Annotated in this window: 14 protein-coding genes; 10 read left to right on the forward strand and 4 right to left on the reverse strand. The window is 68.7% G+C overall.

Annotation, left to right across the window (positions count from 1 at the left end):
- The first annotated feature begins 15 nt into the window (after positions 1-15).
- From folC to LIN44_RS06785, 5 genes are all read left to right on the forward strand, one after another.
- Positions 16-1,326, forward strand: coding sequence for a bifunctional tetrahydrofolate synthase/dihydrofolate synthase (gene folC / locus LIN44_RS06765; RefSeq protein ID WP_227314063.1), 1,311 nt, complete (start codon positions 16-18; stop codon positions 1,324-1,326).
- Between the two features lie 108 nt (positions 1,327-1,434).
- Entirely contained in the window at positions 1,435-2,166 is a 732-nt protein-coding gene (locus LIN44_RS06770; protein ID WP_227314064.1) for an SPOR domain-containing protein, read from the forward strand.
- Positions 2,167-2,206: 40 nt separating this feature from the next.
- Positions 2,207-2,704, forward strand: a complete 498-nt coding sequence (locus tag LIN44_RS06775; protein ID WP_025585719.1) for a CvpA family protein — start codon at positions 2,207-2,209, stop codon at positions 2,702-2,704.
- A 110-nt stretch (positions 2,705-2,814) separates the two neighbouring features.
- A complete protein-coding gene (gene purF, locus LIN44_RS06780; protein WP_227314065.1) occupies positions 2,815-4,344 on the forward strand; it encodes an amidophosphoribosyltransferase in 1,530 nt (509 codons plus the stop codon).
- A gap of 313 nt (positions 4,345-4,657) precedes the next feature.
- Positions 4,658-5,863, forward strand: coding sequence for an O-succinylhomoserine sulfhydrylase (locus LIN44_RS06785; RefSeq protein ID WP_227314066.1), 1,206 nt, complete (start codon positions 4,658-4,660; stop codon positions 5,861-5,863).
- Positions 5,864-5,867: 4 nt separating this feature from the next.
- On the opposite strand, the gene LIN44_RS06790 is transcribed toward LIN44_RS06785, so the two are convergent.
- The 4 genes from LIN44_RS06790 to rpsU form a co-directional block, all read right to left on the reverse strand.
- Positions 5,868-6,218 carry a hypothetical protein gene (locus tag LIN44_RS06790; protein ID WP_227314067.1) on the reverse strand — a complete coding sequence of 117 codons (351 nt, stop codon included), beginning with the start codon at positions 6,216-6,218 and terminating at the stop codon, positions 5,868-5,870.
- A 39-nt stretch (positions 6,219-6,257) separates the two neighbouring features.
- Positions 6,258-7,109 (reverse strand): ABC transporter permease, encoded by an 852-nt coding sequence (locus LIN44_RS06795; RefSeq protein WP_227314068.1) that lies wholly within the window; start codon positions 7,107-7,109, stop codon positions 6,258-6,260.
- Between the two features lie 37 nt (positions 7,110-7,146).
- Positions 7,147-8,058, reverse strand: coding sequence for a nodulation factor ABC transporter ATP-binding protein NodI (gene nodI / locus LIN44_RS06800; RefSeq protein WP_227314069.1), 912 nt, complete (start codon positions 8,056-8,058; stop codon positions 7,147-7,149).
- A 163-nt stretch (positions 8,059-8,221) separates the two neighbouring features.
- Positions 8,222-8,434: a 30S ribosomal protein S21 gene (gene rpsU / locus LIN44_RS06805; protein WP_010814647.1), complete on the reverse strand. Its 213-nt coding sequence runs from the start codon at positions 8,432-8,434 to the stop codon at positions 8,222-8,224.
- Positions 8,435-8,886: 452 nt separating this feature from the next.
- Here rpsU and LIN44_RS06810 point away from each other — a divergent pair, with 452 nt between their 5' ends.
- Genes LIN44_RS06810 through kdpC form a run of 5 tightly spaced genes read left to right on the forward strand, consistent with a single transcriptional unit; the run spans position 8,887 to position 13,838 of the window.
- Positions 8,887-9,036 (forward strand): hypothetical protein, encoded by a 150-nt coding sequence (locus LIN44_RS06810; RefSeq protein ID WP_227314070.1) that lies wholly within the window; start codon positions 8,887-8,889, stop codon positions 9,034-9,036.
- Positions 9,036-9,125 carry a potassium-transporting ATPase subunit F gene (locus LIN44_RS06815; RefSeq protein WP_227314071.1) on the forward strand — a complete coding sequence of 30 codons (90 nt, stop codon included), beginning with the start codon at positions 9,036-9,038 and terminating at the stop codon, positions 9,123-9,125. Before LIN44_RS06810 ends, LIN44_RS06815 begins: the two co-directional genes overlap by 1 nt.
- Entirely contained in the window at positions 9,125-10,942 is a 1,818-nt protein-coding gene (gene kdpA, locus LIN44_RS06820; protein ID WP_227314072.1) for a potassium-transporting ATPase subunit KdpA, read from the forward strand. Before LIN44_RS06815 ends, kdpA begins: the two co-directional genes overlap by 1 nt.
- 43 nt (positions 10,943-10,985) lie before the next feature.
- Complete coding sequence (kdpB, locus tag LIN44_RS06825; protein ID WP_227314073.1) at positions 10,986-13,181, forward strand: potassium-transporting ATPase subunit KdpB; 2,196 nt, start codon at positions 10,986-10,988, stop codon at positions 13,179-13,181.
- Positions 13,182-13,208: 27 nt separating this feature from the next.
- Positions 13,209-13,838, forward strand: coding sequence for a potassium-transporting ATPase subunit KdpC (kdpC, locus tag LIN44_RS06830; RefSeq protein ID WP_227314074.1), 630 nt, complete (start codon positions 13,209-13,211; stop codon positions 13,836-13,838).
- Positions 13,839-13,851: the final 13 nt, after the last annotated feature.

A 13,851-nucleotide genomic window follows, 5' to 3' on the forward strand; every position in this document is an offset into this window, starting at 1 on the left:
CCTCGCACACCTGAAATGCCTGTCTTCCACACGCTCCCCGAATGGCTCGCCCATCTCGAAACCGCCCATCCCGTGGGCATCGACATGGGCCTGACGCGCATCACGCGCGTGAAGGAAGCCCTGGGGCTGCGCATCGACGCCGCGGTCTTTACCGTGGGCGGCACCAACGGCAAGGGCTCGACCTGCGCCATGCTCGAGCGCATCCTGCTGGAAGCCGGCTACAAGGTGGGCTGCCATACCTCGCCGCACCTGATCTCGTTCAACGAGCGCGCGCGCCTGAACGGCGAGATCGCCACCGACGCGCAGCTGCTGCCGCACTTCGAGGCGGTCGAGCATGCGCGCAACAGCTTTGCCGACCCGGTCAGCCTGACCTACTTCGAGTTCACCACGCTGGCGATCCTGCATTGCTTTGCCGCGGCCGGCCTCGATGCGATCGTGCTGGAAGTGGGGCTGGGCGGCCGCCTCGACGCGACCAATGTGATCGATACCGACTGCGCCATCATCACCAGCGTCGATATCGACCATACCCAGTACCTGGGCAACACCCGCGAGGAAATCGGCTACGAGAAGGCCGGCATCTTCCGTCCGGGCGTGCCCGCGATCTGCGGCGACCCGGTGCCGCCCAAGTCGCTGCTGGCACATGCCGAAGCGGTCGGCGCCGAGCTGTGGCTGGTGGGGCGCGACTACCATTTCCAGGCCGCCAAGGGCCAGGAGCGCCAGCAATGGGACTGGAGCGGCGGCGGGCGCAAGCTCAACGGCCTGGGCTACCCGGCGCTGCGCGGCGCCAACCAGCTGCTGAATGCATCCGCGGCGCTGGCGGCGCTGCAGGCGCTGCGCGAGCGTCTGCCGGTGAGCGCGCAGGAAGTGCGCAACGGACTGGCCTTCGTCGAGCTGCCGGGCCGGTTCCAGGTGCTGCCGGGCCGTCCGGCCGTGATCCTCGACGTGGCGCACAATCCGCACGCGGCCGCCACGCTGGGGCAGAACCTCGAGAACATGGGCTTCTTCCGCTACACCTATGCGGTGTTCGGGGCGATGCAGGACAAGGACATCGCCGGGGTGCTGCAGCATGTGGCCGACAAGGTCGACCACTGGTGCCTGTGCGACCTGCCGACCGAGCGCGCGGCCAGCGCCGCGGACCTGCTCGGCAAGCTCGAGGCAGGGGGCTTCCAGCCCGGCCCGGATGCCACCGCGGCCTGCTTTCCCAGCCCCGAGGCGGCATTCCGCGACGCCATCGAGCGTGCCACCGAGAATGATAGAATTCTGGTCTTCGGATCGTTCTATACCGTCGCCGGCGTGATGGCCTATCGTGCCACGCAGGCTAACTGAAGCGGGCGTCCCGGCGCGCGCTGTGCTGGCAACCCCGGCGGCCTTGGCCGATCACTGAGCGGCAAACGCAACGAGCGGCCCACCGGGGCCGTATCACCGAACCAATCTATGGGCCTGCTTTCGCTGTTTTCTTCCCGCAAGGGCAACGACCCGGCACCGGAGCGTGCCCGGCGCCAGCGCGCCGACACGGGTGCGGGCATCGCCTCGTCGCGCCGCCTGGCCGACGAGTATGCCGACGACACGCTGGACCCTGAATTCCCGCAGAAGCAGCGCGCGCGCCGCCGGCTGATCGGCGCCGTGGTGCTGATGGTGGCCGCCGTGATCGTGCTGCCGATCGTGTTCGAGACCAAGCCGCGGCCGGTGTCCGACGACGTCTCGGTCAAGGTCGCCAACGGTGTCACCAGCTCGCAGAAGCCGCGTGTCGAGCCGCGCAAGGCCGATCCGCTGCCGCCCGCGCCGGCGTCGCGAAACGATGCCGCCGCGCTGGATGCCGGCGAGGAAATCGTCAATGCGCCGAAGGCCACGGCGGCTGCCGCCGACAAGCCCGCGCAGCGCACCGAAGCCAAGGCCGAGCCCAAGCCGGAAACCAAGGCCGAAGCCAGGAGCGGCAGCGGCAAGTACCTGATCCTGATCGGCGCGTTTTCTTCCGAAGAGCGCGCCAAGGGCTGGCTGGCCAAGCTCAAGGCGAGCAAGGTGCCGGCCTATGTCGAAAGAAAAGTGCTGGCCGATGGCGAGCGCATCCTGCTGCGTGCCGGTCCCTTCAACGACCGCGACGCCGCCGACGCCGCCGACAAGCGCGTGCGCGCCGTGGGGCTGACCTCGAAGGTCGTGGAACAGTAAGGGCGCCGCGGCCGGCGCGGGTGCGCGGCCGCCAGCAACGATGCAGCCGACTTTCTTCGACTATGCCGTGGTCTTCATCCTGCTGGCCTCGGGCCTGCTGGGCGTGCTGCGCGGGCTGGTGCGCGAGGTGCTGTCGCTGATCGGCTGGGTGGTGGCGTTCTGGGTGGCGTTCCGCTACGGCGCGGTGGCCGCGGGCTGGATGCCCGAGTCATTGCCGGGCGGCGAGCTGGCCCGCCATGCGCTGGGCTTCGTGGTGCTGCTGATCGGCACCGTGCTGGGGGCCTCGCTGGCCGGCATGGTGGTCGGGCAATTGCTGGAGAGCACCGGCCTCAAGCCCGCCGACCGCGGCCTGGGCCTGGTGTTCGGGCTGCTGCGCGGCGTGCTGCTGGTGATGGTGATGGTGACGCTGGCCAGCCTGACGAAATTGCCGGAAGAACCGTTCTGGCGCGATGCGGTGAGCCGCCCGTATGTGATGCAGGCCATGGAGTCGATCAAGCCATGGCTGCCGCCGGAGCTGGCGAAGTACGTGAAGACATAGGACATAAGGCCGGGCACGTCGCGCGGCTGGTAGTAACGCAGGCCTTCGGGCCCGGAGGATCCCGGGCCGGGCTGCGCCCCCTGAATCAAAGCCTTTCCTGGGAGCTTGGCATGTGCGGTATCGTCGGTGTGGTTTCAGCCACGCCTGTCAACCAATTGATTTACGACAGCCTGCTGTTGTTGCAACATCGCGGACAGGATGCTGCCGGCATCGCCACCGCCAACGGCAGTACCTTCCACATGCACAAGGCCAACGGCCTGGTGCGCGATGTCTTCCGCACCCGCAATATGCGCGGCCTGCCGGGCACCGCAGGCATCGGCCAGGTGCGCTACCCGACCGCCGGCTCGGCCTCGAGCGAGGAAGAGGCGCAGCCGTTCTACGTCAACGCCCCCTACGGCGTCATCCTGGCGCATAACGGCAACCTGACCAACTGGCAGCAGCTGCGCGAGGAAATGTTCCGCCGCGACCGCCGCCACATCAACACGCACTCGGACACCGAGGTGCTGCTGAACGTGCTGGCCGACGAGCTGCAGCGCGCCAGCAACGGCATGGCGCTCGATCCGGAAACGATCTTCAAGGCCGTGGCGGGCATGCACCGGCGCGTGCGCGGCTCGTACGCGATCGCGGCGCAGATCGCCGGCTACGGCATGCTGGCCGTGCGCGACCCGTTCGGCATCCGGCCGCTGTGCCTGGGCAGCGTCGAGACGCCTACCGGCAAGGAATGGATGGTGGCCTCCGAGTCCGTGGCGCTGGAAGGCATCGGCTACAAGTTCGAACGCGACGTGGCGGCGGGCGAGGCCATCTTCATCGACCTCGACGGCAAGCTCTACAGCAAGCAGTGCGCCGACAACCCGGTGCTGACGCCGTGCATCTTCGAATACGTCTACCTAGCCCGCCCGGATTCTTGCATCGACGGCGTGCCGGTCTACGACGCGCGCCTGCGCATGGGCGACTACCTCGCCGAGAAGATTCGCCAGGAAGTGTCGGCCGGCGATATCGACGTGGTCATGCCGATCCCGGACAGCAGCCGCCCGGCCGCGATGCAGGTGGCCAACCGCCTGGGCGTCAATTACCGCGAAGGCTTCTTCAAGAACCGCTATGTCGGCCGCACCTTCATCATGCCGGGCCAGGCGGTGCGCAAGAAGTCGGTGCGCCAGAAGCTCAACGCCATGGGCGTGGAGTTCAAGGGCAAGAACGTGCTGATCGTCGACGACTCGATCGTGCGCGGCACCACCTCGTTCGAGATCGTGCAGATGGCGCGCGACGCCGGCGCCAACAAGGTGATCTTCGCCTCGGCCGCGCCGCCGGTGAAGTTCCCCAACGTGTACGGCATCGACATGCCGACCCGCAGCGAGCTGGTGGCGCACAACCGCACCCACGAAGAGATCGCCAAGATCATCGGCGCGGACAAGCTGGTGTACCAGGACGTCGAGGCGATGAAGCAGGCGGTGCGCGACATCAACCCCGCGCTGAAGGACTTCGATGCGTCGTGCTTCGATGGCCGCTACGTTACCGGCGATATCGACGAGGCTTACCTGGACCGCCTGGAAACGGCGCGCAGCCAGGCCGACCGCGACGGCACCGGCGCCGACACTGAGCGCTCGTCGCTGCACCTGCAGCGCTCCGGCGGCAACGAGTAAGCCGCGCGCCGCGCGCCCGTGCGTTGACGGATGCGAAGCCCGGCCGTAACATGGCCGGGCGTCGATTTGATAGTCAGCTTGCGGACGCGGGTCCAGCCCGAAACAGCTAAAGAGATGGGGGTTGCAACGTTTGCCGGGGCGCGCAGTGCTTGCGCAACTGGCCGCCCGACCGCCACAGCCCGCCGAAGGCCTCCGCAGAACAGCAAGCCCGTCGATCCGACCATCCGATCGCACGGGCTTTTTTCATGGCCGGCCGCCTTGCCGCGGCAGGCCACAACCATCGCATTCGCGCGGGTACGACCGCGCCACCAGCATGAACCAACCGCTCAACCCCGAATCGCTCGGCATCGATACCCTCGGCGTGCGCGCCGGCACGCTGCGCAGCGAGTTCATGGAGCACTCCGAGGCCATGTACCTGACCTCGAGCTTCTGCTTCAACAGCGCCGCCGAGGCCGCCGAGCGCTTTGCCAACTCGGAAGAGGGCTACACCTATTCGCGCTTCACCAACCCGACCGTATCGATGTTCCAGTCGCGCCTGGCCGCGTTGGAAGGGGCGCAGGCGTGCATGGCGACCGCCTCGGGCATGAGCGCGATCCTGTCGGTGGTGCTGTCGTCGATGCAGGCCGGCGACCACCTGGTCAGCTCGCGCGCGATCTTCGGCTCGACCATGACGCTGTTCAACAATATCTTCGGCAAGTTCGGCGTCGAGACCACCTTTGTCGATCCGACCGACCTGGAAGCGTGGCGTGCGGCAGTCCGCCCGAACACCAAGCTGTTCTTCCTGGAAACGCCGTCGAACCCGCTGACCGAGGTGGCTGACATCGCGGCGGTGGCGGACATTGCCCACGATGCCAACGCGCTGCTGGTGGTCGACAACTGCTTCTGCTCGCCCGCGCTGCAGCAGCCGATGAAGTTCGGCGCCGACATCGTGGTGCACTCGGCCACCAAGCATATCGACGGCCAGGGCCGCGTGCTGGGCGGCGCGGTGCTGGGCACGCACGACTTCATCATGGGCAAGGTGTTCCCGTTTGTCCGCACCGCCGGGCCGACGCTGTCGGCTTTCAATGCCTGGGTGCTGCTCAAGGGCATGGAGACGCTGGCGATCCGCATGGAGCGCCATTCGGCCAGCGCGCTGGCGCTGGCGCAGTTCCTGGAATCGCATCCGGCGGTGGCGCGCGTGTTCCACCCGGCGCTGGCGTCGCATCCGCAGCACCAGATTGCCATGCGCCAGCAAAGCGGCGGCGGCGCGATCGTGTCGTTCGAGCTCAAGGGCGCGACGCCCGAGCAGCAGCGTGCCAATGCCTGGCGCGTGATCGACAACACCCGGCTGTGCTCGATCACCGGCAACCTGGGCGACACCCGCACCACCATCACGCACCCGTACACCACCACGCATGCGCGCGTCAGCCCCGAGGCCAAGGCGGCCGCGGGCGTCGGCGAAGGGCTGATCCGCCTGGCGGTGGGTCTGGAATCGGTCGAGGACCTGAAGGCTGACCTGCTGCGCGGCCTGGGCGACTGAGGCGCTACTCTGTCGCCGCGACCACCGGGGCCGGTTCTTGCAAGGCCGGCCCTTGCGGTGCCGGCGCTTGCGCAGCGGGCTCATCGCTGCCGGCCATCGCCTTCACGCCGGCGGCGGTGACGTCGTAGGTGGCGCCGACCGCGGTCGAGGCCACGCTGACCGCGGCCGAGCCTACCGTCGCCACCGTCGACACCGCGGCGCTGCCGACCGCCACGGTAGCACCGACCACCATGCAGCCGGACAGCGTCGCGACGGCGCAGGCGTTCGCCAGCATCAGCGCGATGCGCGGCAGGGTGGCGGAGGTTGCGCTATCGTTGCGCGGCTTGCGACGCAAGCGGGGAAATAAAGACGGCATGAAACTCTTGGTCGTGGTTGAGCCTGGCATGGGGCGGAGTCAGCGCAGCAGCCGGCGGCGCAGCAGCACCAGGCATACCACCAGCGCGGCCACCGCATAGGCCGCTAGCACCGCCAGGTGCAGGCCGGCGCCATCGACCGGGCGGCCCAGCATCAGCGGGCGGATCAGCGCCACGGCGTGCGCCAGCGGCAGCAGCTCGGTGGCGGTCTGCACGCCCTCGGGCAATTGCTCCAGCGGGAAGAACACGCCCGACAGCAGCAGCATCGGCGTCATCACCAGGGTCTGGTAGAACATGAAGAAGTCGTAGCTGGGCGCCAGCGCAGTGACGATCATCGCCAGCGCGGCAAAGGCAATCCCGGCCAGCACGATCACCGGCAGCGCCAGCAGCGCGCCCGGCATCTGCGCATAGCCGAGCGCGCCCGCCACCAGCATGATGGCCAGCCCGGACAGCACCGCCTTGCTGGCGGCCCAGGCGATTTCGCCGAGCACCACGTCGCCCAGCGTCAGCGGGGCATGCATGATGGCTTCCCAGGTGCGCTGCACATGCATGCGCGAGAACGCCGAGTACATCGACTCGAAGCTGGCCGACATCATCACGCTGGACGCGGTGGTGCCGGCCGCCAGGAAGGCGATATACGACACGCCGTCGACCTGGCCGACCATCAGCCCCAGCCCGAGGCCCAGCCCGAACAGGTAGATCATCGGGTCGGCCAGGTTGCCGATCATCGACGGGATGGCCAGCTTCTTCCACACCATGTAGTTGCGGTACCAGACCATCATCCAGTTGCGCAGGTTGCGCGGCAGCAGCGGCTGCGGATAGGTCTGCCGCAGCGCGGTGCCGGCGGCAGCGGAGGCGTCGGCGGCGTCCGCGCGGGGATCCTGTTCGCTCATGTCGTCCCTTGGTTCAGTTCCGCATTCAGTCCCGCATTCAGTCGCGCATCTCGCGGCCGGTCAGCTTGAGGAACACGTCCTCGAGGTTGGCCGGGCGGTGCAGGTAGCGCACACCGCTCCTGCCGTGCAGCGCCGCCAGCAGCGGGGCGGGCTCGCGCACATAGCAGAACAGCGTCTCGCCGCTCATTTCGGTGCGCTGCGCCAGTGGCGTCAGCGTGCCGCGCAGCGTGTCGAGTTCATCGCCATAGACCTCGACCACGTCGCAGCCGATCTGGCTGTCGATCAGCTCGTGCGGCTTGCCTTCGGCGATCTTGCGGCCGCCGTCGATCACGCACAGGTAGTTGCACAGCCGTTCGGCTTCTTCCATGAAGTGCGTGGTCAGCAGGATGGTCTTGCCGCTGGCCATCAGCGATTTCAGCCGCTCCCAGATCAGGTGGCGCGCCTGCGGATCGAGGCCGGTGGTGGGCTCATCCATCACCAGCAGGTCCGGGTCGTTGATCAGCGCGCGCGCCACGGTCAGGCGCCGGCGCATGCCGCCGGAGAGGTCGCGCACTTGCGCGTCAGCGCGGTTTTCCAGGCGCGCGAATTCCAGCAGCATCGGTACGCGGCGCTCGATTTCGGCCGACGACAGCCCGAAGTAGCGGCCGAAGATGCGCAGGTTCTCGATCACCGAGAAGTCCGGGTCGAGATTGTCGAACTGCGGCACCACGCCCACGCGCATGCGCGCCTGCGGCGCGCGCTCGGGGATGGGCTCGCCGCACAGCGTCAGCGTGCCCGCCAGGGGCGTGGTCAGCCCCAGCAGCAGTCGCAGCGTGGTGGTCTTGCCGGCGCCGTTGGGGCCCAGCAGGCCGAAGCACTGGCCGCGGAAGACCTGGAGGTCGAGGTCGTCGACCACGACCGTGTCGCCGTATTGCTTGCGCACCTTGCGCAACTCGAGGATGGCAGTCAAGGCAGGGTCCGGTGTGGCGCCGCAACGGCGCAATATCCGCCATTATGCCGGTCATCGGCGCCGGCCTCAGTTGGCGCGGTGCAGCAGGCGCGGGCATAAAAAAACCGCCAGCGAACTGGCGGTTTTCTTGCCTGACCAGGCCAGGCAGCGAAGCGTACCGGAATCAGTACATCTTCTTCGGCAGCATCTGCATGCGCAGGCGCTTGCGCAGGCGTGCTTCGGCGGCCTTCTTCTTGCGCTTGCGCTCGGTCGTCGGCTTCTCGTAAGCGGTACGGCTCTTGAGTTCAACGATCAGGCCAGTCTGCAGAATGGCACGACGGAAACGCCGCATTGCAACTTCAACGGGCTCACCGGGTTTCAAGACGATCTTAGTCAATTCAGTCCTTTAGGGGATTGCCGCCGGGGCGGCTGGTTCACACGGGGGGAAACTGCGGTCGCCGGAGCGACTGGTATTGCACGCCGGGCCGATGCCCTGGTGCGCCCCCGCGAACCTGAAAGATGTGGACGTTTCAGTCCGTGCAACCAGTGTCAGGGGTGATAGCGCCAGGTCCGAACACAACTGGAGCCTGACAGTACCGGTTTCCATGAATGCTATACGCCCGTAACTATGGCATGTATACGACGGCGCTGTCAAGAATGCAGTGCAATGTACGCGCAGCGGCCGGGCCGGATAGTTGTCTTCGAGGCACTTCAGGCGAGCTGCAGTCTCAGCGTGGACCCGCGAGGCGTCTTTATACCGTTTTTATGGCCGCAACGGGTCTTTCTACCCCGTTTTTATCCGCGCATCCCTAATCTGGGTGACGTCTGCCACTCACGATTGTGCTCGTCATGGATGCGATGTTCCTGCTCGTTCTGATTGCCTTCGGCGCCGCCAGCGTCGCCCTGATCGCGCTATGCGCATGGCTGTGCGGCCCGGCGCGGCCGCTGTCGCCGGCGGACGGTCCGCAAGCGGACGCAACCACCGGCGGAGAGCGTTGATGGACTGGACCGAACTGCTGGCCGGCGCGCTTGCCGTGGCCATCTTCCTCTACCTGCTGCTTGCGCTGTGCCGTCCGGAGAAGTTCTGATGCCGACCGATTTCCCGGGCCTGCTGGCCCTTTACCTGGCGATCCTGCTGGCGCTGGCGCCATGGCTGGGCCGCTACCTGCGCCGCGCGGTCGAAGACAGCGGCTATCGGCTGACCGCCTGGGGCCGTCCGCTCGAGCGCGCCCTGTACCGGCTCGCCGGCGTGCAGGGCGGCGCGCAGATGGACTGGCGGCGCTACGCGCTGGCCGTGCTTGCCTTCAACCTGCTCGGCGCGGTGTCCGTGTATGCGCTGCAGCGCCTGCAGGGATGGCTGCCGCTGAACCCGCAGGGCTTTGGTGCGGTGTCGCCGGATTCGGCCTTCAACACCGCCGTCAGCTTCGTCGCCAATACCAACTGGCAGGGCTATGCCGGCGAATCGACCATGAGCTACCTGACGCAGATGCTGGCGCTGACCGTGCAGAACTTTGTCTCCGCGGCCACCGGCATTGCGGTGGTGTTCGCGCTGATCCGCGGGTTTGCGCGCCAGCGCGCGGGCGGCATCGGCAACTTCTGGGTCGACCTGACGCGCATCACGCTGTACGTGCTGGTGCCGCTGGCATCGGCGATTGCGCTGGCGCTCGCCAGCCAGGGGGTGATCCAGAACTTCAGCGGCTATCGCGATGCCACGCTGCTGCGTCCGGTGGCCTACAGCCAGCCGGTGACGGACGCCGCCGGCGTCCCGGTCGCGGATGCGCAGGGCCAGGCGCTGACCCGTGCGGCTACCGCGCACACGCAGACGCTGCCGATGGGGCCGGTGGCCTCGCAGGAAGCGATCAAGATGCTGGGCACCAACGGCGGCGGCTTCTTCAACGCCAACTCCGCGCATCCGTACGAGAACCCGACCGCGCTGTCCAACCTGATCGAGATGCTGGCGATCTTCCTGATCCCCGCCGCGCTGTGCTTCACCTTCGGCGAGATGGTGCAGGACCGCCGCCAGGGCGTGGCGGTGCTGGCGGCGATGACGCTGCTGTTCGTCGCCATGGCCTGCCTGGCCGCGCTCGCCGAGCAGCGCGCCGGACCGGTGTTGTCCGCGCTGCCGCTGGACCACGCCGGCTCCGCGCTGCAGGCCGGCGGCAACATGGAAGGCAAGGAAACGCGCTTCGGCGTGGCCGCTTCCGCGCTGTTCGCGGCCGTCACCACGGCGGCGTCGTGCGGCGCGGTCAATGCCATGCACGATTCCTTCACCGCGCTGGGCGGCATGGTGCCGATGCTGCTGATGCAACTGGGCGAGGTGGTGTTCGGCGGGGTCGGCTCCGGGCTGTACGGCATGCTGGTCTATGCGGTGCTGGCGGTGTTCATCGCCGGCCTGATGATCGGCCGCACGCCGGAATACCTCGGCAAGAAGATCGAGGCCTTCGAGATGAAGATGACCGTGATCGTGATCCTGGTCACGCCGCTGCTGGTGCTGCTGGGCACGGCGGTGGCGGTGATGGCGGGCGCGGGCCGCGCGGGCGTGCTCAACCCGGGCACGCACGGCTTTTCCGAGATCCTCTACGCGCTGTCGTCGGCGGCCAACAACAACGGCAGCGCCTTCGCCGGCCTGTCGGCCAACACCCCGTTCTACAACACGCTGCTGGCCGCGGCGATGTGGTTCGGCCGCTTCTGGATCGTGATCCCGGTGCTGGCGCTGGCGGGTTCGCTGGCGGCCAAGCCGAAGCTGCCCGCCAGCGGCGGCACCATGCCCACGCACGGCGCGCTGTTCGTGGTGCTGTTGGCCGGCGCCGTGCTGATGGTGGGCGCGCTGACCTATGTCCCGGCGCTGGCGCTGGGGCCCGTTGCCGAACACCTGCAAGGCGTGCTGGCGGGCGCCGCGCGCTGAACGCCTGTCCTGACGCATCGCCACTCGCGAACCTGTTTCCATCATGCAACCCGATACCCTGAGCACGCGGCCCCAGGCCGCCCCTGACCGCGCCGCAGACGGCGCCGACCACGGCGCCGACCACTGCGCCGTCCACGATCCCGCGCGCGCGCCGCGCCGCCTGCTGGCACCCGAACTGGTGCGCCCGGCGCTGCTCGCGGCGCTGCGCAAGCTGTCGCCGGGCGAGCAGCTGCGCAACCCGGTGATGTTCGTGGTCTACGCCGGCGCCATCCTGACCACGCTGCTGGCCGTGCGCGCGCTGGTGTCGCCGCTGCCGCACGCCAGCGAAAGCGCCGGCTTTATCGTCGCGGTGACGATCTGGCTGTGGGTCACCGTGCTCTTTGCCAACTTTGCCGAAGCCCTGGCCGAAGGGCGCAGCCGCCAGCAGGCTGCGTCGTTGCGCGGGCTGAAAAGCACCGCGAGCGCGCGCGTGCTGACCGAGGGCCGCCGCGACAGCGCCGTGCAGGTGCGCCCGGCCACCACGCTGCGCCGCGGCGACGTGGTGCTGGCCGAGGCCGGCGACATGATCCCCGGCGACGGCGAGGTCATCGAAGGCGTGGCCTCGGTCGACGAAAGCGCCATCACCGGCGAGTCGGCACCGGTGATCCGCGAATCCGGCGGCGATTTCTCGTCGGTCACCGGCGGCACCCGCGTGCTGTCCGACTGGATCGTGGTGCGCATTACCACCAATCCCGGCGAGAGCTTTATCGACCGGATGATCTCGATGGTCGAAGGCGCGCGGCGCCAGAAGACCCCCAACGAGCTGGCGCTGACCATCCTGCTGGTCGGGCTGTCGATGGTGCTGCTGCTGGCCACCGCCACGCTGCTGCCGTTCTCGGCCTACAGCGTGCTGGCGACGGGCGCTGGGCTGCCGGTCACCGTGACCGTGCTGGTGGCGCTGCTGGTGTGCCTGATCCCGACCACCATCGGCGGACTGCTGTCGGCGATCGGCGTGGCCGGCATGAGCCGCATGATGGCGGCCAACGTGATCGCCACCTCGGGCCGCGCGGTGGAAGCCGCCGGCGACGTCGACGTGCTGCTGCTCGACAAGACCGGCACGATCACGCTCGGCAACCGCCAGGCCGCGCGGCTGTTGCCGGCGCCGGGCGTGGGTGAGCGCCAGCTGGCGGCCGCAGCATGGCTGTCGTCGCTGGCCGATGAAACCCCGGAGGGCCGCAGCATCGTGGCGCTGGCGCGCCAGCAGGCCGGGGTCGAGGCGCCCGGCATGGGCGTGGCGCGGCCCGTGTTCGTGCCGTTCAGCGCGCAGACGCGCATGAGCGGTGTCGACCTCGGCGAGGGCGCGTCGCGGCGATGCGTGCGCAAGGGCGCGGCCGATGCCGTGCGCCGCTACGTGGCCGAGCATGCGGGCAAGTTTCCCGACGCGGTCACGCACGCGGTCGAGGACGTGGCGCGGGCCGGCAGCACGCCGCTGGTGGTGGCCGAACTGGCCGGGGCCGAGGTGCGCGTGCTGGGTGTGGTGGAGCTGAAGGACACGGTCAAGCGCGGCATCCGCGAGCGCTTCGGCGAACTGCGCCGCATGGGCATCCGCACCGTGATGATCACGGGCGACAACCGGCTCACCGCCGCCGCGATCGCCGCCGAGGCGGGCGTCGACGACTTCCTCGCAGAGGCCACGCCCGAAGCCAAGCTGGCGCTGATCCGCCAGTACCAGGCCGAAGGGCGGCTGGTGGCGATGACCGGCGACGGCACCAACGACGCCCCGGCGCTGGCGCAGGCCGACGTGGCCGTCGCCATGAACAGCGGCACGCAGGCCGCGCGCGAGGCCGGCAACATGGTCGACCTCGACAGCAACCCGACCAAGCTGATCGAGATCGTCGGCATCGGCAAGCAGATGCTGATGACCCGCGGCGCGCTGACCACCTTCAGCGTGGCCAACGACCTGGCCAAGTATTTCGCCATCATTCCCGCGGCCTTTGCCACCACTTATCCGCAACTCGGCCTGCTCAACGTGATGGGGCTGGCGACGCCGGCCTCGGCAATCCTGTCGGCGGTGATCTTCAACGCGCTGATCATCGTGGTGCTGATCCCGCTGGCGCTGCGCGGGGTGCGCTACCGCGCCCTCGGAGCCGCCGCGCTGCTGCGCCGCAACCTGCTGGTGTACGGGCTGGGCGGCATCGCGGTGCCGTTTGCCGGCATCAAGCTGATCGACCTGGGTCTGGCCGCCATGGGCTGGGCCTGACCGATGCCAACCATTCCCGGAGCAGACATGTCCAATCCAATCACTGTCGACACCGCACGCGCTGCACCAACCGAAGGGCAGGGCGGCCTGATGCGCCCGGCGCTGGTCATCCTGCTGGCGCTGTCGCTGCTGACCGGCCTGCTGTACCCCGCGGCGATCACGGCGATTGCCGCCGCGCTCTTTCCGCACCAGGCGGCCGGTTCGCTGATCGTGCGCGACGGCAAGGTGCTGGGATCCGAGCTGATCGGCCAGCCGTTCTCCGCGCCCGGGGATTTCTGGGGCCGGCCCTCGGCGACCGCGCCGATGCCGTACAACGGCGGCGCGTCCGGCGGCTCCAACCTGGGGCCGTCGAATCCGGCGCTGGCCGACGCGGCACGCGCGCGCCTCGACGCGCTGCGCGCGGCCGATCCCGGCAACACCGCGCCGGTGCCGGTGGACCTGGTCACTGCCTCCGGCAGCGGCCTGGACCCGCATATCAGCGTGGCCGCGGCCGAGTACCAGGCGGCGCGCGTGGCGCGGGCGCGCGGCCTGCCGCTGGCGCAGGTGCGTGCGCTGATCGCGACGCATACCGACAAGCCGCTGCTGCCGGTGCTGGGCGAGGCCGGTGTCAACGTGCTGAGGCTGAACCTGGCACTCGATGCGCTGGCGGCGCGCTGAGGCGGCGGGCCAT

The sequence above is a fragment of the Cupriavidus sp. MP-37 genome, from assembly GCF_020618415.1.
In the GTDB taxonomy this organism is placed as follows: domain Bacteria; phylum Pseudomonadota; class Gammaproteobacteria; order Burkholderiales; family Burkholderiaceae; genus Cupriavidus.

What these genes read in the sequence shown, in the direction of transcription:
- folC (WP_227314063.1), top strand. Translation starts at nt 16, where the DNA reads ATGCCTGTCTTCCACACGCTCCCCGAATGGCTCGCCCATCTCGAAACC.
- LIN44_RS06770 (WP_227314064.1), top strand. Translation starts at nt 1,435, where the DNA reads ATGGGCCTGCTTTCGCTGTTTTCTTCCCGCAAGGGCAACGACCCGGCA.
- LIN44_RS06775 (WP_025585719.1), top strand. Translation starts at nt 2,207, where the DNA reads ATGCAGCCGACTTTCTTCGACTATGCCGTGGTCTTCATCCTGCTGGCC.
- purF (WP_227314065.1), top strand. Translation starts at nt 2,815, where the DNA reads ATGTGCGGTATCGTCGGTGTGGTTTCAGCCACGCCTGTCAACCAATTG.
- LIN44_RS06785 (WP_227314066.1), top strand. Translation starts at nt 4,658, where the DNA reads ATGAACCAACCGCTCAACCCCGAATCGCTCGGCATCGATACCCTCGGC.
- LIN44_RS06790 (WP_227314067.1), bottom strand. Translation starts at nt 6,218, where the DNA reads ATGCCGTCTTTATTTCCCCGCTTGCGTCGCAAGCCGCGCAACGATAGC.
- LIN44_RS06795 (WP_227314068.1), bottom strand. Translation starts at nt 7,109, where the DNA reads ATGAGCGAACAGGATCCCCGCGCGGACGCCGCCGACGCCTCCGCTGCC.
- LIN44_RS06810 (WP_227314070.1), top strand. Translation starts at nt 8,887, where the DNA reads ATGGATGCGATGTTCCTGCTCGTTCTGATTGCCTTCGGCGCCGCCAGC.
- LIN44_RS06815 (WP_227314071.1), top strand. Translation starts at nt 9,036, where the DNA reads ATGGACTGGACCGAACTGCTGGCCGGCGCGCTTGCCGTGGCCATCTTC.
- kdpA (WP_227314072.1), top strand. Translation starts at nt 9,125, where the DNA reads ATGCCGACCGATTTCCCGGGCCTGCTGGCCCTTTACCTGGCGATCCTG.
- kdpB (WP_227314073.1), top strand. Translation starts at nt 10,986, where the DNA reads ATGCAACCCGATACCCTGAGCACGCGGCCCCAGGCCGCCCCTGACCGC.
- kdpC (WP_227314074.1), top strand. Translation starts at nt 13,209, where the DNA reads ATGTCCAATCCAATCACTGTCGACACCGCACGCGCTGCACCAACCGAA.